22 protein-coding genes are annotated in these 24,537 nt (G+C 40.3%); 2 read left to right on the top strand and 20 right to left on the bottom strand.

Annotated elements, in window-relative coordinates; all coding sequences use genetic code 11:
• Positions 1-147: 147 nt before the first annotated feature.
• The 17 genes from RM552_RS01445 to mraZ form a co-directional block, all read right to left on the bottom strand.
• Positions 148-1,020, bottom strand: a complete 873-nt coding sequence (locus tag RM552_RS01445; protein WP_311367017.1) for a M23 family metallopeptidase — start codon at positions 1,018-1,020, stop codon at positions 148-150.
• A 270-nt stretch (positions 1,021-1,290) separates the two neighbouring features.
• Positions 1,291-2,220, bottom strand: coding sequence for a UDP-3-O-acyl-N-acetylglucosamine deacetylase (lpxC, locus tag RM552_RS01440; RefSeq protein ID WP_311367016.1), 930 nt, complete (start codon positions 2,218-2,220; stop codon positions 1,291-1,293).
• A 265-nt stretch (positions 2,221-2,485) separates the two neighbouring features.
• On the bottom strand, positions 2,486-3,631 hold the full coding sequence (ftsZ, locus tag RM552_RS01435; RefSeq protein WP_311367015.1) for a cell division protein FtsZ: 1,146 nt from the start codon (positions 3,629-3,631) through the stop codon (positions 2,486-2,488).
• A gap of 74 nt (positions 3,632-3,705) precedes the next feature.
• Positions 3,706-4,935 (bottom strand): cell division protein FtsA, encoded by a 1,230-nt coding sequence (ftsA, locus tag RM552_RS01430; protein WP_311367014.1) that lies wholly within the window; start codon positions 4,933-4,935, stop codon positions 3,706-3,708.
• Between the two features lie 16 nt (positions 4,936-4,951).
• The gene (locus RM552_RS01425; RefSeq protein ID WP_311367013.1) at positions 4,952-5,764 is read right to left on the bottom strand and encodes a cell division protein FtsQ/DivIB; all 813 of its coding nucleotides are present in this window, start codon (positions 5,762-5,764) and stop codon (positions 4,952-4,954) included.
• A 54-nt stretch (positions 5,765-5,818) separates the two neighbouring features.
• A complete protein-coding gene (locus RM552_RS01420) occupies positions 5,819-6,790 on the bottom strand; it encodes a D-alanine--D-alanine ligase (protein ID WP_311367012.1) in 972 nt (323 codons plus the stop codon).
• Complete coding sequence (murC, locus tag RM552_RS01415; RefSeq protein ID WP_311367011.1) at positions 6,783-8,303, bottom strand: UDP-N-acetylmuramate--L-alanine ligase; 1,521 nt, start codon at positions 8,301-8,303, stop codon at positions 6,783-6,785. Before murC ends, RM552_RS01420 begins: the two co-directional genes overlap by 8 nt.
• A gap of 2 nt (positions 8,304-8,305) precedes the next feature.
• Entirely contained in the window at positions 8,306-9,451 is a 1,146-nt protein-coding gene (gene murG, locus RM552_RS01410) for an undecaprenyldiphospho-muramoylpentapeptide beta-N-acetylglucosaminyltransferase (protein ID WP_311367010.1), read from the bottom strand.
• Positions 9,444-10,715 carry a cell division protein FtsW gene (gene ftsW / locus RM552_RS01405; RefSeq protein ID WP_432277170.1) on the bottom strand — a complete coding sequence of 424 codons (1,272 nt, stop codon included), beginning with the start codon at positions 10,713-10,715 and terminating at the stop codon, positions 9,444-9,446. Before ftsW ends, murG begins: the two co-directional genes overlap by 8 nt.
• Positions 10,712-12,268 carry a UDP-N-acetylmuramoyl-L-alanine--D-glutamate ligase gene (murD, locus tag RM552_RS01400; RefSeq protein ID WP_311367009.1) on the bottom strand — a complete coding sequence of 519 codons (1,557 nt, stop codon included), beginning with the start codon at positions 12,266-12,268 and terminating at the stop codon, positions 10,712-10,714. Before murD ends, ftsW begins: the two co-directional genes overlap by 4 nt.
• A complete protein-coding gene (gene mraY / locus RM552_RS01395; RefSeq protein WP_311367008.1) occupies positions 12,211-13,293 on the bottom strand; it encodes a phospho-N-acetylmuramoyl-pentapeptide-transferase in 1,083 nt (360 codons plus the stop codon). Before mraY ends, murD begins: the two co-directional genes overlap by 58 nt.
• The gene (locus RM552_RS01390; RefSeq protein ID WP_311367007.1) at positions 13,293-14,810 is read right to left on the bottom strand and encodes a UDP-N-acetylmuramoyl-tripeptide--D-alanyl-D-alanine ligase; all 1,518 of its coding nucleotides are present in this window, start codon (positions 14,808-14,810) and stop codon (positions 13,293-13,295) included. The genes mraY and RM552_RS01390 overlap by 1 nt, the downstream gene beginning before the upstream one ends.
• A complete protein-coding gene (locus RM552_RS01385; protein WP_311367006.1) occupies positions 14,807-16,414 on the bottom strand; it encodes a UDP-N-acetylmuramoyl-L-alanyl-D-glutamate--2,6-diaminopimelate ligase in 1,608 nt (535 codons plus the stop codon). The genes RM552_RS01390 and RM552_RS01385 overlap by 4 nt, the downstream gene beginning before the upstream one ends.
• Positions 16,401-18,212, bottom strand: a complete 1,812-nt coding sequence (locus RM552_RS01380; RefSeq protein WP_311367005.1) for a peptidoglycan D,D-transpeptidase FtsI family protein — start codon at positions 18,210-18,212, stop codon at positions 16,401-16,403. The genes RM552_RS01385 and RM552_RS01380 overlap by 14 nt, the downstream gene beginning before the upstream one ends.
• Before the next feature lies 1 nt (position 18,213).
• Complete coding sequence (ftsL, locus tag RM552_RS01375) at positions 18,214-18,534, bottom strand: cell division protein FtsL (RefSeq protein ID WP_311367004.1); 321 nt, start codon at positions 18,532-18,534, stop codon at positions 18,214-18,216.
• Positions 18,531-19,478 carry a 16S rRNA (cytosine(1402)-N(4))-methyltransferase RsmH gene (gene rsmH, locus RM552_RS01370; protein WP_311367003.1) on the bottom strand — a complete coding sequence of 316 codons (948 nt, stop codon included), beginning with the start codon at positions 19,476-19,478 and terminating at the stop codon, positions 18,531-18,533. Before rsmH ends, ftsL begins: the two co-directional genes overlap by 4 nt.
• Entirely contained in the window at positions 19,475-19,933 is a 459-nt protein-coding gene (gene mraZ / locus RM552_RS01365) for a division/cell wall cluster transcriptional repressor MraZ (protein ID WP_311367002.1), read from the bottom strand. Before mraZ ends, rsmH begins: the two co-directional genes overlap by 4 nt.
• Positions 19,934-20,225: 292 nt before the next feature.
• On the opposite strand from mraZ, the gene RM552_RS01360 reads away from it, so the two are divergent.
• Entirely contained in the window at positions 20,226-20,390 is a 165-nt protein-coding gene (locus tag RM552_RS01360; RefSeq protein WP_311367001.1) for a hypothetical protein, read from the top strand.
• Between the two features lie 2 nt (positions 20,391-20,392).
• Here RM552_RS01360 and RM552_RS01355 read toward each other — a convergent pair whose 3' ends face one another.
• Positions 20,393-21,172, bottom strand: coding sequence for a SapC family protein (locus RM552_RS01355; protein ID WP_311367000.1), 780 nt, complete (start codon positions 21,170-21,172; stop codon positions 20,393-20,395).
• Positions 21,173-21,412: 240 nt separating this feature from the next.
• On the opposite strand from RM552_RS01355, the gene RM552_RS01350 reads away from it, so the two are divergent.
• On the top strand, positions 21,413-22,636 hold the full coding sequence (locus tag RM552_RS01350) for a dipeptidase (RefSeq protein ID WP_311366999.1): 1,224 nt from the start codon (positions 21,413-21,415) through the stop codon (positions 22,634-22,636).
• A 47-nt stretch (positions 22,637-22,683) separates the two neighbouring features.
• Here the strand turns inward: RM552_RS01350 and RM552_RS01345 are convergent, their stop codons facing one another.
• Both RM552_RS01345 and RM552_RS01340 read right to left on the bottom strand, forming a co-directional pair.
• Positions 22,684-23,763 (bottom strand): alpha/beta hydrolase, encoded by a 1,080-nt coding sequence (locus RM552_RS01345; protein ID WP_311366998.1) that lies wholly within the window; start codon positions 23,761-23,763, stop codon positions 22,684-22,686.
• 8 nt (positions 23,764-23,771) lie between these two features.
• Positions 23,772-24,518 carry a glutathione peroxidase gene (locus RM552_RS01340; protein WP_311366997.1) on the bottom strand — a complete coding sequence of 249 codons (747 nt, stop codon included), beginning with the start codon at positions 24,516-24,518 and terminating at the stop codon, positions 23,772-23,774.
• Positions 24,519-24,537 lie beyond the last annotated feature (19 nt).

Raw genomic sequence — 24,537 nt, 5'->3', positions numbered from 1 at the left:
ATGAAGATGTCCAATGTTAAATCAGTTACAAGTTTTGTATTTTTAAAGGAGCGCATACTAGCATAAATTCCATGTTTGGGCATCTTAATCAGTCTCTGATTAATGACCGAAATCTATAGCCAAATACATCAATTGGGGAAGGATAAATTAATTGTAAATATAAGGTAGAGGATCTACTTGCCTACCATTTTTAAGCACCTCAAAATGGACATGTGGGCCTGTAGATCTGCCAGTACTGCCCATCAAAGCAATTTCTTGGCCTTTCGTAACCACATCGCCTATTTTCACGCTCAAAGCATGATTGTGACCGTAACGTGTCTTTATGCCATTGCCATGGTCTATTTCGACTAAATTACCATAACCAAAACGTTCACCCGACCAAGTCACAATACCGGCACCTGTGGCAATAACACTACTGCCTACTTTGCCGGCAAAATCTACGCCTTTATGCATGCTAGATTTACCAGAAAATGGGTCTTTTCGCATACCATAGTGAGATGACAACCACCCCTTACCGATTGGCCTTCCCGCCAATTCAGTCTCTTGTTCTATATTGAGGCCAAGTATTATAGATTCAAGGGCAGTAACTTGTTGAATTTTTAGGTCTAAGGCAGCAGATAATTTTTGAAGATAGGGATCTAGTTCGTTTTCCGCCTGTAGTTGATTGTTTATTTCTTCGGGTAACAAAAAGTCTTGCTTAGTCAAACCATTTTTATCGGCCAAGGTTGCCGACAAGCTATCTAATTGATTTAACTGTGATTGCATTGATGCAACTTGTCGAATAATACCACTCAACTTCTCATTTGTGTGTTGTTCGAGTGTATCGACCTTCTTAGCTTGTTCTTGTAAGCCTGTTTTTGCTGTGTTTATTCGGATTTTATCTTCGAGAACAGAATCAGTATTACGGCTAGATACAAGAAACACCAAAGACAAACCCACCATTATGCTAATGCTTTTACGGATAGACGCTTTTTTTGCAAATCGCAGGTTTTTTCCTTTGATTAGTACGGTAATACTCATGGTAGTAACACTTTTTTGGTTTTATCTTTATCTAAAGACAATCAATTCAATTATTCTATAAGGTTATCGACACATTCAAGTAAAATGATAGATACCTAATTATATATATTAATAAGCAAGCCAACTTAATACTATCAAGAACAAAAACTGTTTGCATTCATAAATAGTATAAAAAACGCGAGCTAACATTATTGTAGTATTGTCAAATTGTTGGCTGTTTAATTAATGAGCAACGCCATAACAGATTATGAATAAGTCATTAATTAAAAGTTAAGCAAAATTCAAACCAATATGCGAAGTACTTTCTATATATTTAATTGGCAAGCTATCTTCACTGTCAAACTCAACATATTCCCATGCGCTAACATCATCTAAAACAGCATTTAACAGTTTGTTATTGAGGCCATGTCCTGTTTTGTATGCTGCTAGTTCGCCAATAAGATTGTGGCCTCCCAAAAACAAATCGCCAACTGCGTCCAATATTTTGTGTTTTAAAAACTCATCGGAATAACGAAGGCCTTCAGGGTTAAGAACACGAAACTCATCGAGTGCTACCGCGTTGTCCATACTGCCACCTAGCGCAAGGTTCATCGAGTTCATCATTTCTAAATCGCGCATGAATCCAAAAGTACGAGCTCTACTAACCTCGTCTAAATATGAATCTTTGGAAAAATCGAGTATGCAGTGTTGTCTTGTTTGCGCTATCGCAGGATGTGGGAAGTCAATAGTAAAATCGACCTTAAAGCCATCAAATGGCCTGAACTCTGCCCATTTGTCGCCGTCTTCAACACGGATAGTTTTGGTGACTTTGATGAATTTTTTAGGCTTGTCTAGTTCTTGTATTCCAGCACTTTGCAATAAAAATATAAATGGGCTTGCACTGCCATCAAGTATGGGTAATTCATGACTATCTACTTCTACAATTAGGTTATCGATACCTAATCCAGATAGTGCAGAGGCCAAGTGTTCAACCGTATGTATTGAATAACCTTCAGAATTGGTAATACAAGTACACAACACAGTATCGCCAACGTCTTTTGCATTAGCAGCGATATCTGCGGGTGGGCTGACGTCAACTCGTCTAAAAATAATACCAGTATCAGCACTAGCTGGCTTCAAAGTCATGGTGACTTTGCGGCCTTTATGCAAACCAATGCCGGTTTCAGTTATCGACGTTTTAATTGTACGTTGCTTTAACATAAGCCCCTTGTGTTACTCGCATTTGCGCGTTTTTTTGTCAATGAAACTGTGTTTTAAAAAAGACTTTTCAAGCGAAAATTTTAAGACACAACCACAAAAATTGGCCAAACAGAGTAGGGCAAAAGTATTGAAAAGTCAAAAACTTTACCTATTGTAAAAATTTCGGCTAATACAGACTGTTTATACCAGTAAAACTATTTACTAATTTCTAGTAAGCAGTTTAATAAGCACACGATCCTTATGGTACAAACCTTACGAAGACAAACTAATCAGCTTGTCTTCGCAAGAATGCTGGTATATCCAAATATTCTAACTCACCTGATTGCTCTTCTTCGAGTTTAACAGCTTGACTACCTTCGACAGAACTAGCACTAGCACGATTTTGACCTGCACTGCTTGACTCCCGACCAGTTGGCATTCCTTCGTTTTTTACCAACGAAATATCAGGCTTTTTATCTGCGCCAATACCCGTGGCTACAACTGTGACTCTAATTTCATCTTCGAGTTCAGGGTCAATGACTGTTCCTACCACAACTGTCGCATTTTCAGATGCAAAGGCTTTTACCGCATTACCAATAATTTCGTATTCATCAATGGCAAAATCTAGACCTGCTGTGATGTTAACTAAAATACCTCTGGCACCCGACAAATCAATATCTTCTAGCAGTGGGCAAGCAATTGCTGCTTCAGCGGCTTCTTCAGCACGGTCTTCACCAGTACCAGATCCGCTGCCCATCATTGCAGTGCCCATCTCAGACATAACAGTCTTAACATCCGCAAAATCGACGTTAACTAAACCAGTACGAGTGATCAATTCGGCAATACCTTGTACAGAACCTTTAAGTACATCGTTAGCTGCACTGAAAGCTTGTAGTAGAGGCGTGCCTTTGCCCATTACTTTTAATAGTTTCTCGTTAGGGATCGTGATTAGCGAATCAACATATTTTGATAATTCGTCTATTCCTTGAGTCGCAAAATCTAACCGCTTTTTACCTTCAAAAGGAAACGGCTTGGTTACAACCGCGACGGTCAAAATACCCATATCTTTAGCAAGTTTAGCGACTTCAGGTGCAGCACCTGTACCTGTTCCGCCGCCCATTCCTGCAGTAATAAAAACCATGTCGGCACCGTCTAGCGTTTGCCTAATCTTTTCACGATCTTCATGTGCAGCTTCTCGACCAACATTTGGATCGGCACCCGCTCCCAAGCCTTTTGTCAGCTCTGTACCAATTTGTATTTTTACGGTTGCTGTGGATTTTTTTAACGCTTGCGCGTCTGTATTCATCGCTATAAAGTCAACACCTTCTATCGTTTGGCTGACCATATACTCAACGGCGTTACCGCCACCTCCACCAACACCAACTACTTTGATGACAGCTTCGTCTGTGGGCGTATCCATGAGTTCGAACATAATAATTCTCCGATACTTTCTGAGCCCTAATGAAACGGGCTCGTTATTGTTTTAGCGCTCAGCTTAAAGGCCCCCTAAAATGCACCTTTAAACCAACTTTTTATGCGTTTAAAAACGCTTTCGTCGTCATACTTTGTTGACGCTTTCTTATTATTAGAATTTTGTTTGCCATATTGTAAAAGTCCAACTGCTGTCGCAAAACATGGATCTTCTACGTATTCGGCAAGCCCTTTTATACTATGAGGACTGCCAACTCGAACCGGCATTTGAAAAATTTCTTCGGCGAACTCCACCGCTCCTTCCATTTTGGCGGTACCACCTGTTATTACTAAGCCGGCTGCTATTTGTTCTTCTAATCCGCTAGCTTTGATGTGGTCGTAAGCGATCTCTAGTAATTCATGATACCTAGGTTCGATTACTTCAGCTAGTGTGTGGCGCGACATAGCGCGTGCAGGCCGGCCTCCAACACTTGGCACATCAATGGTTTCTTCCATACTTACCATATCTTTTAATGCACAAGCATAGTTGACTTTTATTTGCTCTGCATTATTCATTGGCGTGCGGAATATTTTAGCAATATCACTAGTTATTTGATTGCCCGCCAATGGTATTACTGCAGTATGTCTTATTGCGCCGTCTGTGTAAATGACAATATCCAATGTACCGCCACCAATATCAGCCACGCAGACGCCTAATTCCTTCTCATCTTCTGTTAAAACAGCAATACTCGACGCTAATGCCCCAAATATGGTCTGATCAACAGACAAATCACAGTTTTCGACACACTTCACTAAATTTTTAGCCATGTCGTCAGCACAGGTAATAATATGGGCTGCAGCGACCATTCTCACGCCCGACATGCCAATTGGGTTTTTGATGCCTTCTTGGACATCGATAACGTATTCCTGGGGTAAAACGTGCAAGAGCTTTCGTTCAGCGGCCATTGGCACAGAACGAGCTGCATGAATAACATTATCTACGTCTTCTTGAGTCACTTCCTGATTGTTAATTGGTACCATGCCACTTTCGTTTTGGCACTGCACATGGCGTCCACTTATTGACATAAAAACACTGGAAACCTGACAGTCTGCCATTAATTCCATTTCGTTGATTGCATGCTGCACCGAATCTACCACTAGATTCAAGTCGTTTACGCCGCCCTTATCCATACCACGAGATTTATGTTTACCAACACCAATTATACTCACGGTATCGTCATCAAGAATTTCACCCACAACGGCTTTAACGGTACTTGTACCGATGTCTAATCCAACTACTAAATCTCGTTCTAAGGCCTTTGACACTATGGGATTCCGTCCTTTAACTGTTATTATTATCTTGTTCGGTTTGGGGTATTTGAGACGAATCTTGCCAACCAACAGCTAGACCCGTATCGTAGCGCAAATCAACATAATCAACTAACTTTTCTTGCTGCATCAAGATAGGATACAAATCGATATATCGCTGTAATCTATTGATGTAATTTTGACGCCCCAATTTCAGCACAATTTTACTCTCTAATTCAACTTGCCATGCAAAGCGTTCACTAAGGACTAACTGTGCAATTTTCTGGCCAGAATTATTGAGTAAACTCTGCATATTAGTATAACCTGTTAGGGCTGTTTTTTCGCTACCCCCAGGGCCAAATAATTGGGGAATTTTGGCAATTACTTGAACTTTGTCTTTTGTTAGCTCTGTTTTCCCATCGAAGATATCGCCATAACGGTTAATTAAAAAATCATCGTTCCAACTCGCCACTGCTTTTTGTTCAATTATATGAATATACAGTTTACTCGGCCAACGCTTACGAATAGACGCTGAGAGAACCCAAGGTTGCTCTTCCATCAGCTTATGAACGTAGTTTACATCTAAGGCAAAAAAGCTACCCTGAGCTTTTTCAAGCACTAAGTCCGTCAGCTCTTCATGATCCAGTACTAAAAGTTCTCCACTAAAAACGATTTGCTGCACAGGTAAACGCTGTTCGTCTTGCAACCATTGATTGGCGAGATAGACGAAATAAGCAATCAAACAAACGACAATAATAAAAAATGGCAAACCAACAGACAAAGGCGCTTTAGGAATGTCTTGTTCCTGCGTTTGTTCAGTAATTGTTGGTAACTGCTTTGTATCCACTTTTATTCTTTCCGCCTCAAATTTAATAAAACGCTAACGCTATCTTTTGTTTTGTTAGGCTGGCAAGGTTTGACTCAAAATAGCCATTACCAAATCAGCAAAAGATAAACCTGCTTGTTTTGCTGCTTTTGGTACTAAACTAGTATTAGTCATGCCCGGTACTGTGTTGCTTTCTAATAGATAAAATATGCCTTCCGGCGACCGCATGATATCAACCCGCCCCCAAGCTTCACCATTAAGCGCCTCAAAAGCTTCTATAGCCAGCTTTTGCACTTCATTTTCATCATTCTCGTTGAGTCCACTCGGACAAAAATATTCGGTGGTATTGCTATGATATTTCGCTTCATAGTCATAAAAGCCACTAGCCGACTTCATACTAATTGACGGCAATGCGCGTTGACCCAAAATAGATACTGTATATTCTGGTCCTTCAATAAATTGTTCAATTAGAATATTTTTGTCGAAGGTCAATGCATGTTCAATGGCTTTTTCCAGTTCTTCTGCAGAGCTTGCTTTGGTCATACCAAGGCTCGAACCTTCGAGACTTGGCTTAACCATCACTTTACCGCCAAGTTCTTCGAGTATGTCTAAATAATCTTGAGTTTTGTATGGCTTGTTTATTAAATCACTTTGGCTAACAACCAAATAAGCCGCCGTGTTTAATCCGCGCGCATGCCAAATAAGTTTGCTCAAGACTTTGTCCATGGCTAAAACCGAACCTGTTATCCCTGTTCCTGTGTAAGGCAGATTAAACTGCTCTAAGGCGCCTTGAATACTGCCATCTTCGCCACCGCGACCATGCAATGCTATGAATACACGGTCAAAGCCTTCGCTGTTTAGCTCACAAATACTTCTAAACTTGGGGTCAAAAGGGTGTGCGTTGACGCCTTTGTCTTGTAAAGCTTTTAATATTGCCTGACCCGACGCCAAGCTAACCTCTCGCTCAGCTGACATGCCACCTAATAACACGGCAACTTTGCCATATACCTTAGGATTTTGTATGTTCTCTAAATGAATATTACTCATGATTCTGGCTCGTTTGATTCATAAGGTGGGGCAAGTTAAAGTTATTGTTAGCTAGGGTTTTGGCGATATTGCCAATATTACCGGCTCCTTGCAGAAAAACAGTATCGTTATCACAAACATACTCGGCTAATTTTGCATACAATTGACTCGGTTTCCCAACATAAACAGGCTGCGAATTTGACGGTTGAAGAGCCGTTTTTGCAGCAATCGCGGCACATAAAGCTTGGCTATTGATACCGTCGATTGCCGCCTCGCTTGCGGCATAAACATCTAGTAATAATAATTGGTCAACTTGACTGAGAACTTCTACAAATTCTTCGAACAAGTCTCTTGTACGCGTAAACCTATGCGGTTGATAGACCATTAATAGTCTGCGATCAGGCCAATTTGTGCGGGCGGCAGCAATTGTCATGGCGACCTCAGTAGGATGATGGCCATAGTCATCTATTAGGGTGATTTTAGTATTTAAATATTCGCTATCATCAATTAATTTTGCGCCTGAAAACTCAAAATCTCCTAACACTTGAAAACGTCTACCAATCCCGGCAAATGTGACCAAAGCCTGTAATATATACTTATCTTCAATTCCTTCTTCAGAAGAAACCGCGATTGCAGCAGTTGCATTGAGTACGTTGTGAATGCCTGTTGCATTTAATACAACATGGAGTGGATTATTATTTTTTCTAAAGACGTCAAACTGACATTGGTTGACCCCATATGTAATATTACGAGCAATATAATCGTTATGGCCATTTGTCCCATAAGTAATATATTTGCGCTCAAGTTTTGGGATTAACTCTTGCACTACTTCATCGTCACCACACAAAACGCATAAGCCGTAAAATGGTAAATTGTGAATAAAATCAACGTAAGCTAATTTCATTTTGCCAAAATCACCTTCGTATGCTTCCAGATGATCTGCTTCAATATTAGTAATTACTGATAAGGTCGGCTGTAAGTGCAAGAAAGAAGCATCGCTTTCATCCGCTTCTGCGATTAAATATTTACTTTCACCTAGTTTTGCATTGGTATTTGCACTATTTAATAAACCGCCGATGACAAAGGTGGGATCTAAACTAGCCTCATCGAAGATAGTTGTGATTAAACTCGTCGTTGTTGTTTTACCGTGTGTCCCCGCAATCGCAATTCCATAGCGAAAGCGCATGAGTTCGGCTAACATTTGCGCCCGTCTAATAATAGGTATACGCACATTCGTCGCGGCAATAATTTCAGGATTTTGCAGATTAATAGCAGAAGACACCACAACAACATCGGCATTACTTAAATTATCTGCTTTATGACCAATGTGGACATTAATTCCCATTTTGGTCAATCGTTCTGTCATTTCACTAGTTTGCATATCAGAGCCACTAACTTGATATCCTAAGTTAAACATGACCTCAGCAATACCCCCCATACCGGCTCCACCAATACCGATAAAATAAATATGATTTACCGCGCGCATTCTGTGAGCATGTAAATTATCGTTAGAAGTCTTATTTTGTGTGAGCATGGTCAGTCTCCTTTACTACTTATTACTTGACTCGCAATAGCATCAAGTTGTGCTGCTTGCTCTATATGTTCAACGACTATATTGCTTGCATTTAAAGGCAAACACTTTTTTGCCTTACTCGCCATATCTAGACGTAAGTTTTCATCTTCCAATAATGAGGTTAAATGCCTTGGTAAAACTTCAGTTAATTTATCTTGTGGAATAATAATGGCTGCGCCTTGCTTACTTAAAGATTGTGCATTTTTGGTTTGATGATCATCTACTGCTATTGGGAGAGGCACGAAAATAGCCGCCCTTCCGCTTGCAGCGACTTCTGCAACAGTAAGTGCGCCAGCTCTGCAGATCACTATATCTGACCAAGCAAAAGCCGCAGGCATATCATCGATAAATTCACTTGTTTTAACATTTGGCGCATTTGCATAGGCCTGATTTACTTGTTCGAGTTTATTTTTACCACTTTGATGATGTATGGAAACCGCATAATGTTCTGATAAACCCAGCAAGCATCTAGGCACAATTTGATTTAAGGCCAAAGCGCCCAAACTGCCACCAATGATTAAAATGTTAACGCGTAAGTCGTTCTTTTCACTCAACCTTATTTTATCTAAAGGCTTACTTTCCATTGCTGGTATTTCAGCAAAATTAGCTCTTATAGGATTACCAACAAAAATAGAATTGTGCTTTGAAGAATCATCAAATGAAAAACCAGTGAGAACTCTCTTGGCAAATTTAGCTAACAACTTATTGGTAAGCCCAAACACAGCATTTTGTTCGTGCACAACTAGGGGAATATTCAGCGACCATGCAGCTAAGCCTCCTGGTCCGCTTGCGTAGCCTCCCATACCCAATACTGCATCGGGCGCAAGTGCTTGCAAAATTTTACGGGCTTGGAAAAATGCCTTAATTAGATGAAAAGGAGCGAATACTTTTCTTGCTAAGCCTTTGCCACGTATGCCTGCAATTTTGATAAAATGAATAGGAATATTATTGGCCGGCACGATATCGGCTTCCATGCGGTCAGCGGTTCCGATCCAATCAAGCTTCCAACCTTTATTGATTAAAACCTGTGCCACGGCTAAACCAGGAAATACGTGTCCTCCGGTACCACCAGCCATAATTACCAATTTTTTTGTGAATATTTTATCCAAGGGAGGACTCCTCGGCTTTTGATTCTCTAACAGACGGCTTTTTAGTTGTTTTTTTCGAACTCTTTTTACGTGCACTTTTATTACCCGAAAGGGCCTGTATACCATGAATTCTCATTTCAAAATCGATTCTAATTAGTATGGCCATAGCCACTGACATGATAATCATCGACGAACCGCCATAACTAATTAAAGGCAGGGTCAAACCTTTTGTTGGCAGCAAACCAGTACTTGCACCAATATTGACGAAGGTTTGTAAACAAAACCACAAACCAATGGCATAAGATGTAAATGCTTCAAATGGGCGGTGGTTTGATAAGGCCAAATTACCCAATTTAAGCGCAGTTAAAATCACATAAAATACCAATAGTAAGACGATTAGCACGCCGATATATCCTAACTCTTCAGCCAAAATTGCCATGATGAAATCGGTATGCGCTTCAGGCAAAAACTCTAATTTTTGAAGGCTATTCCCTAAACCTTGACCTAGCCAAGAACCTCGTCCATAGGCCATTAAAGATTGGGTCAATTGATAGCCTGAACCGAAAGGATCCGCAAAGGGGTCCCAAAACCCAGTAATGCGCTTACGTCGGTAATCCGAATATATAATCAATACGACAAATGCGGCTAAACCAGTAAAAATGATTGCAAAAAATTGCCATAATCTAGCGCCCGCTAAAAATAATAAAGCAATTGTAGTGGCAAACATCACAATCACTGTGCCCAAGTCAGGTTGTAACAATAACAATCCGGCAAAGAGGAAGAAGACTAATAAAGGCTTAAAAAAACCTTTTAAGTTTTCTTTAACTTGCTCATAACGACGCACAAGATAGCCCGCAAGATATAAAAAGAAAAAAAGTTTAGCGGGCTCTGCTGCCTGCACCGTAATCGGCCCTATAACCAACCATCGAGTGCTACCATTAACATTTCTTCCTATTAGTAAAACCAACACCAATAGCGCTAAGGCAAGTAATAATAAATAAGGATTACTGAACCGCCAAAAAGCCATTGGAAGGCTTAAAGTGATGATGGCAGCAACAACAGCAATTGATATGTATATAGCATGTCGAATCGAAAAATAATAAGGGTTATCATGTAATCTCTCAGCTATTGGCATAGATGCTGAGGTAACAATTACAAACCCAATCGTAAATAGAGCCACTGATACTAAAATCAGCCCTAAGTGATAAGGCCTAGCCGCCTTATTGTTGGTATTACCGTCATGCTTTTTAGAGAACATTTCGATTAGAGACAGTTGCTGATTCATGCTGCCACCTGCCCTAATACTAATTTTGTAAATACATTTCCACGATGAACATAACTATCAAACATATCAAAACTTGCGCATCCTGGCGAAAGTAACACAATTGTTTTAGTCACTACTTTGGATTGATAAACATCATTTTTAGCAATTTCGACTGCTTCAGATAGGTCTGCAGCATGGCGAGTCAGGGCGGATGTACCTACAAATAAATTTGCATCTCTACCTATTAATATAAGTGTTTCAACATGTGATGAAATTAAACGTTTTACACTTTCAAACTCGCTAGCGCTTGCCCCTTTTGCATCTCCTCCAGCAATTAAAATAAGTCTAGCATTTTGCTCAGCAACACTCTTAATAGCTGCTGCGGCGGCGCCCGCATTTGTGGCCTTCGAATCGTTTATCCACGATACATGCTTGTCTTGATAAATTGTTTTAAAACGATGAGGAAGGCCCGAATAATTTAGCAAACTTGTAAGGACTAAATGGCGAAAAGACTTATCGTTTGCATTGTCGTCGTTTAATAAGCCTAAATATTCACAGCACGCTAATACCACCTGCATGTTGAGCAATTGATACTGACTTATTCCCTCTATGTCTGACCGACTTAAGAGTTGATTCTCGCCTTGAAAAATCCCCTCTCGATTTTGCCAGTAATCCAAACTGTTGGTAGTTTGAGTCAATCCAAAACTACGTATATTTGCGCTTTGCTCTCGGGCATTTACATTGAAATCTGCTTTACATTGAGGAATGGTAAGGTCGTCTTCGCGATTATAAATAACCCGTTCAGCATGCATGTAGATACCTTGTTTTGCCTCAGTATAAGCATGCATATTGCCATGTCTGTCCATATGGTCGGATGTTACATTTAGCACACTTGCTATGTTTGGACATAAACTATAGGTCGACTCTAATTGAAAGCTAGATAGCTCAAGTACAAGGTAGTCATATTCTAAACACGTATAATTTTCGCTTAGCATGTCAAGTACTGGAGGGCCAAAGTTACCGCCTAAAGCGACATTAAAGCCACAGTCACTGATAGCTTTATGTAGCATATCTACAACCGTACTTTTACCATTTGAACCGGTAATGGCGATTATTTTAGGTATTTGGGGTAAATCAATAAGCGCTAGTGCAAATAATTCAATATCACCAATAACATGAATACCGGCATTAATTGCGTCTTGCAAATAGGCTTGGTTAAGATTGATTCCTGGACTCACAACAATAAGGTCAAAAGTGACCAATGATGTTTTTTCATTTAAAGAATAAATTGGAATCGCTTTTACAGCATCAGAACTTGTGCAACTTTCTTTGAATGTTTGACTATCAAAAACACTCAGTTCACAGTCTTTTGTTAGTAAGTACTTAGCACATGAGCGTCCGGTCACCCCAAAGCCTAACAAGGCAATTTTTTTTCCGTGTAAGTCCATGGCGCTTATTGAACCACGCTGCTTAACACTATTGCTTATTGGCCTTTGATGCTCAGTCCGATGCACTGCTACCTCAACTTGAGGGTAGCTAAACCCACTAACACTAATATCAACGATATAATCCAAAACCTCACGATAACACGCGGTTCTGGCCAACCTTTTAATTCATAATGATGATGAATAGGCGCCATGCGAAATATTCGCTTCCCACGCATTTTAAAGCTACCAACTTGCAATATGACAGACAAGGTTTCGGCAACAAAAATACCACCCATTATAAATAACACTATTTCTTGGCGAACCAAAATAGCTAATACACCCAAGGTCGCACCTAATGCAAGTGAGCCGACATCGCCCATAAACACTTGTGCAGGATAAGTGTTAAACCATAAAAACCCTAAACCAGCCCCTACGATTGCGGTGCAAACTATGACTAATTCACTTGTCATTGGAATGAAGGGAATATTCAAATATGTTGAGAAATTGATATTACCAGTTGCATAAGCAAAAATTGCAAAGGCGCCTGCCACTAAAATAGTAGGTACAATCGCTAGACCATCTAAACCATCAGTTAGATTTACCGCGTTACTGGTTCCGACAATAACGAAGTAACAAAGGACTAAATACATTAAACCAAGTTGCGGCATCACTTCTTTAAAAAATGGCACAATTAATGACGTTTCAGCTTCTAGGGTTGTAGTTGAATACAAAAAAAACGCCACTAGAATAGCAATTAACGATTGCCAAAAATATTTCCAACGCGCAATCAATCCTTTGGGATCTTTGCGTACAACTTTTCGGTAATCGTCAACAAAACCCAAAGCGCCAAAACTCACTACAACAAATAACGTTACCTGCACATATTTATTGGTTAAGTCCGCCCATAACAAACAACTCGTTAAAATAGCGGCCAAAATAAGCACCCCGCCCATTGTTGGCGTCCCCGATTTAGACAAATGTGACTGTGGCCCTGACTCTCTAACCGTTTGTCCTATTTGCATTCGTTGTAGCCAAGCAATCATTTTGGGGCCAATTAAAATAGCTATCATCAGCGCTGTAAGCGTGCTTAAAATTGCGCGCAAAGTAAGATAAGAAAATACATTAAACCCACTTTCAAATTGTGTTAACCACTCGGCCAGCCATATCAACATTACTTGGTCACCTTATTATTATTTGTTATTTTGGTTTTGCCTGAATGCTCAATGTTACGTAATTGATAAGCCGCTAATTTATGAGGATCAAAATCATAAGCTTGGATAGCGTCAATCACCCTCTCCATACGAGCACCTCTGGAGCCTTTAACGAGAATAATGATTGATTGGTCATCAGCAGCTAAACCACTGCTAATTTTTTGATGTGAATCTATCACTAGTGGCGAAATAAGTTGGATTAAGGCCTCAAGTGCTTCTTCAACATTTTGACATGCCATTCCTTGATTTTGCATAGCTGAACTTGCAAACGCACTCAGTTCACCACAACTAATTAGCGCGTCAATTTGGTGTTGTTTAGCATATTCACCTATTTGTTCGTGATACATTGGTGCTTGATCGCCCAATTCACCCATGTCGCCAAATACAAAAACTTTGAAGCCGTCAAAACTAGCAAGAAGGTCTAGAGCGGCTTTAACCGACCCAACATTTGCATTATATGTATCGTCAAGCAGCTTTATTTGCGAATTAACCATGCTTACATTTAGTCTACCTGCCACACTTTGCATAGCAAATAAGCCTTCTTTAACATTCGCTAAATTTGCTCCAACGCTTATGCTTAAAGCTGCTGCCAATACTGCGTTGCCAACATTATGAGTCCCTGGCACGCGAAGTCTAATCGCGGTATTACCAATGGGAGTCACCAATTCAAATTCAGCGCACCCTTCTTTATTTATAGATACTTTTTGCGCGTGAAAATCACCTTTATCACTGTCGTACGAAAAACTTAATATTTGTTGAGTCGACGATTTTCCCTGCCAAAATTCAAAAAAAGAACTGTCATGATTTAAAATGACAACTGCATTTTTGTCCAGACCTTTGATGATCTCACTTTTGGCTCTTGCAACGCCAAACAAGCTCCCAAAACCTTCAATATGTGCTGGTGCAGCGTTGATGATAGCTGCGACATCCGGTTTTGCTAAATTACATGTGTACTCGATTTCACCTTGATGATTTGCGCCCATTTCAATCACTGCATAATCATGCTGTGCTTCAATGTCTAACAGTGTTAACGGCACACCAATATCGTTATTGAAATTTCCTTTTGTAGCTAATACTTTGCCCCGTGTTTTAAGGATTGAACTTGTCATTTCCTTGACCGTGGTCTTGCCGCTAGAGCCTGTAATACCAACTGTTTTTACTTTGCAGCTTTGTTTTACTTTAGTAGCCAATTGGCCAAGCGCTATTCGTGTATCTTTGACTAAAATAGTAGGACTTTGCAAACCTTTAACATGTTCGTTTTTATCACTAATGATCAAGGCAGAAACATTTTGTTCAATAGCTTTATCTAAGTAATCGTGAGCATCAAATTTATCGCCAATTAGGGCGATAAATAAATCACCAGCTTTTATTGAACGAGTATCGGTGCTGACTTGTTTGATTTTTAGGTCTTTGGCTGACGTTGGTAGCAGATCACCATCAACGGCTTTTGCGACCCAATCTAAGCTAACTTCAATCATAGCTCACTCTCCACAGCCGTCAGCGTTTTAACATATTCACGCTCATTGTAATCTATGCGCTGATTATTAATTTCAAGATAATCCTCATGCCCCTTGCCAGCGAGCACAACAATGTCCTCTTGTTTAGCAGACTGCCATGCGTGCTTTATGGCGCTTTTTCGGTCTAACACAACGGCTACTTTTGTTTGTTGGTCAATGCCTTTTTTTATGTCCGCAATAATATCCACTGGTGATTCCATTCTTGAATTGTCTTGAGTTAGGACAATATTATCTGCTTCACTTTGTGCAATAGCCCCCATTAGAGAACGTTTACTTTTATCTCTATTACCGCCACAGCCAAACACAACATGCAGTTCGCCTCGTGTGTGTCTTCGCGCAGATTTAAGTGCCTGCTTAAGCGCATCGGGAGTATGCGCATAGTCAACTATAATACTGGCATGCGAATTAGGGAAAAGTTCCATTCTACCCACGATACCTTGAAGCTTTTTTGTAGCAGCAATTAGCTTATCAAATGCAAAACCTTGTAAACAAAGTGCGGTCAGGGAAGATAAATAATTTGCTACATTAAAATCGCCTAACAAAGGCAGTACAAGCTGTGCATTTCCCCAATGCGTGTGCAGACTGATTTCACATCCGTCTTGGGTATATTGGCAATCAGATACATAACTTCCTTTTTGTCCCTTAGCAAGTGTTGACATTGAATACCATGCAAGTTGTATATTTTGAGCGCTAATATCTGCCCAATTTTTTGATTCGTCGTCATCTGCATTGAGCACCAGATACTGCAAGCCCTCTTGCGACATTAAACGTCTTTTAGCCGCCGCATAAGCTTGCATATTTTCATGATAATCGAGATGATCTTGAGTAAGATTAGTGAAAATTCCACAATTAGTTCGAATTGAACGCAAGCGCTTTTGTGCTAAACCATGTGAACTCGCTTCAAGCGCCACAAAACCTAAGCCTTTATTAGTTGCGCTCTGTAAATGTCGACATAGTGTAAAAAGATCGGGCGTTGTATTAAGTGTTTCACTCATTAGTGTTGATTTACCAAGGTCATAGTGAGAAACACCTAAGGTGCCAATTGACCCTGCTTTTACACCGCACAAACTAGCCAGTTGTGCACATAAGTTGGCAACTGAAGTTTTGCCATTGGTACCGGTTATTGCCGTTATATTTGGGAAATCTTCTGTATCAAAAATACATTTAATAAGGTAAGGAAAGTGTGTTGCTAAGTCACTAACATAGCAACAAATATAGGCTTTGTTGTTAATTTGTTTACACTCAAAAAGTGGTGCAGCCTTGCCCAGTTCATAACTTGTCGCATCTAGTAACACACAAAACGAGCCTCGCGTTATAGCGTCTTCAATAAAGGCTTGCCCGTCTAAGGCGCTACCTTTTATAGCAACAAATATACTGTTTTTAGAAGCTTGTCTGCTATCTAGGGTAATGTCGTTTAGTGCTTGTTCATCACAAAGTTTGTATAAGTTCTCAGAGAGTGAAGGCGCTATGGCAGTTTCTAGCATATGCCTAGAAGGTTTTTCATATTGTCCTAGCTCAGCTAATAACTGCAAAAGCTCAAATAAAGTGGGTTTACTGCGCAACATTAGCTTGGCGCTCTACAATTACATCGACATTTGATGCATCAGGCGGAATATTTAACATTTGCATAGTTTTGGCAACTACTTTTGAAAAAACAGGAGCCGCCGTGTCGCCTGCATAATAAATATCACCCGCTGGATCGTTAATTAACACGACAATCGCAATTTGTGGGTTAGAGACTGGTGCAATGCCCGCAAATATATTGACATAATCATTACCATAACTGCCGGCAAACGCTTTTTTACTGGTGCCTGTTTTTCCAGCAACACGGTATCCAGGCACGGCTGCCTTTCTTGCTGTTCCGTCTGTTTGGGTAACTGTCTCCATCATGAGCAAAATTTCACGAGCTGAGTGTTCAGATATCACTCTTTCGTCTTGTTCAGTTGCTTGCATACCTTGAACAATAGTTAATGGCCGTTTAATGCCCCCATTTGCAATAGTTGCATAAACTCTAGCCAATTGTGCTGCGGTAGTAGATATATTATACCCAAAGGATAAGCTCGATATTTCATGCTCAGACCAACGTGGTCTTTCATGAAATAAGCCGCTTGATTCTCCTACCATATTGGTCCCTGAATCACTCATGAGACCCATGTTGTAATAAAAATCTATTAATACTTCTTTTGGCATAGACAAAGCCAGTTCTGAAGTACCCACATTACTTGAATGTTTAATGACTTCAGTAAGCGTTATCTCACCGTGATTTTTTCCATCTTCAATTCGACTGCCGCCCAATCGACGCCACCCCGGATTTGTATCGATAATGGTGTCGCGTTGATATTCACCATTTTCCAATGCAGCAATAACAGCTAGCGGCTTGAGTACAGAGCCTGGCTCAAATGTATCTGTTATTGCCCTATTTCTGACTCGATGACTTGATACTGTCGAACGGTTATTAGGGTTATAAGAAGGTGTATTGGCTAATGCAAGAATTTCACCTGTATGCACGTCAACCACCACAATTGATGCCGATGCTGCCTGATAAAGGACCGTTGCTTCTTTTATTTCTCTGTATGCGACTGCTTGAATTCGTTGATCAATGGTTAACTGAATATCTTCGGCTTTTTTACCCTCTTCTTGTTCCATGATTTCGACTTGTCTATTTTTGGCGTCACGCCTTATTTTGCGTATGTCAGGTGTTCCTGTTAGCCATTTATTATAAAGTCGCTCAATACCCTCAATACCTTTATCGTCTACGTCTGTAAATCCTATGATGTGAGCGGATACTTCTCCAGCCGGGTAATATCGTTTTGCTTCATCGCGCAAATAAACTCCAGGTAAGTCTAATTTTTTAACAAATTTAGCAACGGCAGGAGTGACTTGCCTTTGTAGATAAATGAATCGTCTTTTTGGGTTGTCGAGCCTATTTATTAACTTGTCGACATCAGTGCCCAACACTTCGGCAAGCGCTTGCCAGCGGCGCACGTCGGCGAGACCTTTATTGTCGTGGATGATTTTTGGATCTGCATAAATAGCTTTTGCTGGAACACTCACAGCAAGCTGCTGTCCAAAACGATCGGTGATTAACCCTCGGTAACTGGGTATATCTCGAACCCTAATCGTTCTGTTGTCGCCATGTTCAATAAGATCGTCTGGCTGAATAACTTGGATATAAGCTGCTCTGCTGGCTAAGGCGAAAAATACAAACACAATGCCTAACAATACAACTGCAAATCGCCATTGTACCAAGCTCGGTGCTACTTTTCGTTTTGCTTGCCCTTTATTTGTCACCTTAGCTGCCGCTTTGGCACCATTAGATCGTGGCTTTTTACGAGGTTTTTGAAGTGTTGCTTTTACCGTCATATCATTTCACCCGTAATAAAATTTCATCTTCACGCGTGGGACGGCGCATATCAAGTTTGGTTAATACAGCTCGTTCAATGCGGTTGTGTTCTGTCAACGCACTTTGCTCTATGATTAAATGTCTCCACTCGATGTCGAGCTGGTCTTTTTCTTGAATTAACTGTTCATGAGCAATCATCAGTCTGCGGTTTTCATGTGCACTAATAACAACTGCTAAGGCTGAAGAAACAACTAAAAAGAACAATATTATTAGAAGCAAATGCCGGCTCAAGTCCGACATTAATATATAAAACAAATTAAATTTGGTATTGGGTTTACTCATAATTTTTCTGCTACCCTCAATACTGAACTGCGCGCCCTTACATTCGTGCCTATTTCATCTGCACTTGGCTTTATTGCCTTCCCTATCGCTTTAATGATTTTTCCTTTATCCAACATTGATTGCGATACGGGTAACTTGCTGGGGTATTTAGCGCCTTGACTGTGTGTTTTGATAAAGCGTTTTACCATCCTGTCTTCAAGACTATGAAAGCTAATTACTGCCAAGCGCCCACCTGACTTGAGTACATCGATACTTTCTTGCAAGCCGGTTTCTAGTTGCTTCAGTTCGCCATTGATAAATATACGAACCCCTTGGAAAGTTCGTGTAGCCGGGTGCTTGTATTTGTCTTTTACTGGAACAGCCTTATCAATAAGCTGAGCGAATTCAGCCGTAGTTTCTAAGGGTTTTTCTTTTCGATATTCAAGCACAGCATTGGCAATGCGGGTTCCGAATTTTTCTTCACCATATTGTTTGATAACTTTTGCAATCTCTTCAAGACTAGCTGTGTTCAACCAGTCAGCCGCACTTATACCCGCGCCTTGGTCCATGCGCATATCTAAGGGCCCATCTTTTTGGAAACTAAACCCGCGCTCTGCAGTATCAATTTGTGGGGACGACACACCAATATCCATCAAAATACCGTCTATAGTTCCATTTAACTGAAGGTCATTCACAACAACTTTGAGATTTGCAAATGCACAGTGATGAATACTAAAACGAGGATCTTGTTGGAAAGAAACTGACGCTCTAATAGCATCGATGTCTCGGTCAAGTGCAATTAACCTGCCCTTATCACTTAGTTTCTCCAAAATAGCACGACTATGTCCGCCGCGACCAAAAGTTGCGTCTACATATGTACCAGAAGGCACAATCCTAAGCGCATCGATAGATTCTGACAACAACACAGACTTGTGCTGTGTATCCTCTTTTAAAACAGCATTCACAGAGAGAAGTCCTGAAGGCGTTCGGTATGTTCGTAATCAGCTATTTTTTCTGCAGCTTTATCTTCTTCGATTTGTTTATACCAATTTTCTTGGCTCCAAATCTCAAAGCGATTACGCTGACCAACTAACATAATTTCTTTGCTTAAATCGGCGAATTGCCTTAATGTGGGTGCTACTAGGACGCGACCGCTTTTATCCATGTCAACTTCTGTAGCATAGCCGATTAACAATCGTTGGATACGTCTTTCATTGGGATTCATGGTAGAAAACTTACTGAGTTTTATCTCAATGTCTTCCCATTCGGGAAGTGGGTAAAGTAGCAAACAGGCTTGTCGATTGTCGACCGTACATACTAGTTGTCCCTGGCAATCACCCATAAGGGTCTGACGATATCGCGTAGGAATCGTCAAGCGACCTTTATTGTCTAAGTTGATTGCGTTAGCGCCGCGGAACATTACCCCTAGCCTATTTTATTAATTAGTAGCTCATATTTTTATTCTTATTATTTGAATTTAACTAGTACCGACCGATTAAACCCTTTTTTGCCACTTTTCCCCACTTTTTGACAGTTTAGGTAGTTTTCACAGCTTCTGTCAAGGCTTTTCGCTATTTAAAACATTAAATTTGAAAAGCCAAAAAACATAGATGAAAAGCACAAGAGCGCATCACCTTAATTAATAGTCAGTTTGCGTATACAGTAATTTAAGGTATCAAAAGGCATGGATGCCTTTTATTAAGCGGCCATGGATGGCGAAAAGCGTCCTTAAATTACTGAATACGCAAGCTGCAATTAAGGTGGGGGGCTCTTGTGCTTTGACTAAGCGGCTTGAATTGAAAACGGATAAATGCAGATACGACAAAGCCGCTAGTGCACAAACACCAGCGGCTTTGTCAATTTTACACAATTACTAAGATTAGGTTTTTGGTTCCTCAACTGCTGGCGTCGCTGCAGCGTCTTCAGTGCTGGCGGGTGATATTTGAATCGACTGCACTGGATTTTCAGTTTTGTTTGACAGCTCAACTAAGCGATTAAGTTGACCCAAAGACAACATCATTGAATATGCTGCACCTAAGAAACCTGCTTTGTGTAACTCGAGTACTTTATCGTCAGGTAAGTCTAAAAGTTTCTTTTCATTAATGGAAAGAACTCCAGTGATATTTCGCACTTGACCTGTTCTAGCGGTAACTCTTATTTGTATTTCTTCTAATAACTCAAGTTCGCTAACTTGCTTGATAAAACGTTGATTTTGCACTTCGCTGTTTGCTAATTCTGTTAAGAAACGTTGGCGATTTTGCAAGAATTCTGTTGGCTCGCCTGCTTCAGTGAATAATGCTTCACCTTCATCGTTAAGCATATCGCTATTTTCATCAATATATATGCCTAATTGATTTCCATCAGGTCTGATATCAAAAGGGTAACGTTGAATATTTAATGGCAAATGCGGCCCTTGCCAGCGGTCTTCTGCCCAGAACAAATTACTGCCTTGTTCTAAACCTAACATGGCTACTGAATGTATATTTTTAGTGTTTGGATCTTCGATAAAAACAATTGGCATACTGCCAGAAAGTTGTGCGAATTCTCTAATTGTAGCAGCAGCCAAATGCGTTTTGCTGACTAATTCGAAGTTAACTTTAGGGCTAACTTTTAATGCGCTGTGCTTGTCTTTGTCAAGCGGAACATAATTTATTGCCATTATACATCTCTTATTTTATTTATTTTTCACTAGTAAGGCGGTTGCTCGTTACCTTACCAATTATTCATTGCCAAAGGAAATCACATAGACTTCGCAGCTCGATTCAGGGGCGGTATTATGTAGCATACTGCTTAAAAAGTCACCTGCAGAATACAGATAAAATGTATTTTTAATGCGCTCAAGGGTAAACTATACAGTAACAACACTATCTCTATTCAATAACAAGCCCAAGGAATCGCCATGCAAGCAAAATTTACACTTATTGCACTTATTGTTGCTTGTGTATTAATTATTGGGTGTACAAACACTCAAACTCAAGCATTAATACCAGTCAATGAGTCAACAAAAGAAGCAGCACAACGCATCGCTAAAGAAAATATTATTGTAGATGGCCATGTTGATGTCCCCTACCGAGTAGAAGCTAATTGGGTTGATGTCACCCAGGCGACCGATAAAGGCGATTTTGACTATCCACGAGCAATCGCGGGTGGTTTAGATGCACCATTTATGTCGATTTATGTGCCAGCAAGTTTAGACAACAGTGTAGAGTCTACCGTTTTGGCTAATCGCCTAATTGATTCGGTCGAAGCGATTGTTGGCCGAGCACCTGACAAATTTGCATTGGCTTACTCTGTAAATGATGTACAAAATAACTTTAAAGAGGGTAAGATTTCATTACCAATGGGCATGGAAAATGGATCTCCCATTCAAGGGAGTTTGGATACCTTACAACATTTTTATAATCGCGGAATACGTTATATTACCCTCGCACACAGCCAGTCAAACCACATCAGTGATTCTTCTTACGATTTACGCAGACAATGGAAAGGTCTTAGTCCATTTGGAAAAACATTAATAGGAGAAATGAATAATCTTGGCATAATGATCGACATATCGCATGTGTCGGATGATGCATTTTATCAAACGATAGAATTATCAAAAGCACCTGTTATTGCATCCCATTCGTCCTTAAGAAGATTCACACCTGGATTTGAACGAAATATGAGCGATGACATGATCACAAAACTGGCCGAAAATGGCGGCGTGATCATGATCAATTTTGGCTCTGGTTTCGTGAGCCCTGCCGCTCGTATGTGGCGCGATAAAATGGGTGAAAAACGGCAAAGTCTTATTGCTACCTTTGGTGAAGATAGCCAACAAGTAAGCGATTTTAACGACCAATATAAACAGGAAAACCCTTACCCTTTTGCTAGCCTAGATATGGTATTAGACCATATAGATCATGTTGCTGAATTGGTAGGTATTGATTATATCGGTATTGGTTCTGACTACGATGGTGTCGGTGACTCTTTACCGACAGGCTTGAAAGACGTTTCTACTTTTCCAAATTTAGTTGAGGGACTGCTAAAACGGGAATACACCGAAGGTGATATTAAGAAAATATTAAACGAAAACTTATTGCGTGTTTGGGCCGCCGTGGAGACTCAAACGCAACGTGAGTAAATAAAAAACCCTAGGGTCTGATTGCCTTAGGGTTGCTTATTAAGCGTTTATTTACTGTTGACATGTTCCTGTAAAAAAGATTCCAACATCAGTAACATATTGCTGTGTAAAGGATTGGCCTTAGGTACGGCACATCTTTCGTTTTCATTTACTTGAGATTTATCGAAATCTAAACCAATAAGTTGTGCCGAGCTAATGGGAAGGTCGGCATGGCACATATCAAATTCTTCGTCGATTTTAAAAATAGTGTGCTTCCCCTCAATAGCGCTAGTCGTCTCCTCAATACCCTCAAATAAAGTCACATTATCAGCCAAAGAATGCGCAGCAAAAATTGGCAATCGAACGGTTGTTTCTTCAAGCATTCCCCTTACGTCTTTGATTAAGTCCATTAATACTAAAGCACTATAGCTGGCTACACTTGGATATTTAAAAGGATTCGGTCCCATTGTTTCATATTCGCCGTCGAGTATTTTAGCTAAAAATTTAATACCCCAAATTTTGGACATTGTCTCAGCCGAACTTGTAAGACGTAATGCACCAGAAAATAACAGCAATGCATCGAGCTTTTTGGCATTTCTAATACTATAGTGCGCAGCAAATGTTCCGCCTGTGGAAAAGCCACCAATAACCGTCGGTAATTCAAAACTTAACCCAAAGTCCATAACTTTGTCGACATGGTCAAGCCATCGCTTACCCAAATTTTCGTCTTCCATATCTGCATCGGCTTCGAATTTACCATGGCCAGGGCTCAATGGCGCAATTACCATGTACCCTTTCGTCTGTAAGAATTGAGCCAGCGAGCGCATAAAAAATGGGCTATCACTCAAACCATGAAAAAGCACAACAAGCGCTTTAGGCCGTCCAATTGGTAATAATATAAAGGGTGCGTTACCAGCGTTCTTTAATTGCTCTGAACAAAATGCGATATCACGTAAGGTGTTTTCTGGACAAGCACTGATAGGGCCCAATTCTGTGCTATAAATATTCGAAAACATTTCTTTTTTGGCTTCGCTTAAGGTGTAAGCTTTGGCTTTATTGTTAACCCCAAACAATAATATACAAGATAACAAAAGTAGGCTTAAAGACGCCCAGCCACAACGCACTATTAAGCCTTTGGAATTTATCATTTGTGGCATTATCCTTTAAAGTAGGCGTCTAAATCGTCACTGCCACCTACATGTTTACCGCCAATAAATACTTGTGGTACCGTCTCTCTGCCACTAACGGCCTTTAAAGATGTCAAGGACGCATCTTTGCCAAGTACTATTTCTTCGTATTGAAAACCCTGTTCACTTAACAATGCTTTTGCTTTTGCACAAAACGGACATCCCGGCTTAGTAAATAATGATACTTCTTCAGGGGCTTTTTGTTCGGGGGCCAGATATTGCAACATCGTATCTGCATCAGATACTTCAAATGGGTCCCCTGGCTTATTTGGCTCAATGAACATTTTTTCGACAACGCCGTTATCGACTAGCATAGAATATCGCCAACTACGTTTGCCAAAGCCTAAATCTTCTTTACCGACAAGCATACCCATACCCTCAGTAAATTCGCCATTACCATCAGGTACAACGGTAATATTGTCTGCTTCTTGATCTGCCAACCAAGCATTCATGACAAATGTATCATTAACAGAAACACAGCATATTTCGTCCACACCAAGCTTTTTAAATGTCCCCGCTAATTGATTATAGCGAGGTAAATGAGTGGAAGAGCAGGTAGGTGTAAATGCGCCAGGTAACGAAAATAAAACGACCTTTTTGTTTTCAAATAAACTTTTAGTATCTAGGCTTTCCCAATCATCGTTTTTTCTAATAGGCCATGTTACTTCTGGCACTTTTGAACCTTCTTTATTTTTTGCATCAGCGGGATGAGTCATAATGTGTCCTTTTTATAAT

This window comes from Glaciecola petra (assembly GCF_031846345.1).
Taxonomy (GTDB): Bacteria; Pseudomonadota; Gammaproteobacteria; order Enterobacterales; family Alteromonadaceae; genus Glaciecola; species Glaciecola petra.
The sequence above is the reverse complement of the archived record's forward strand: the minus strand, read 5'-3'. Positions and strand labels throughout refer to the sequence as shown.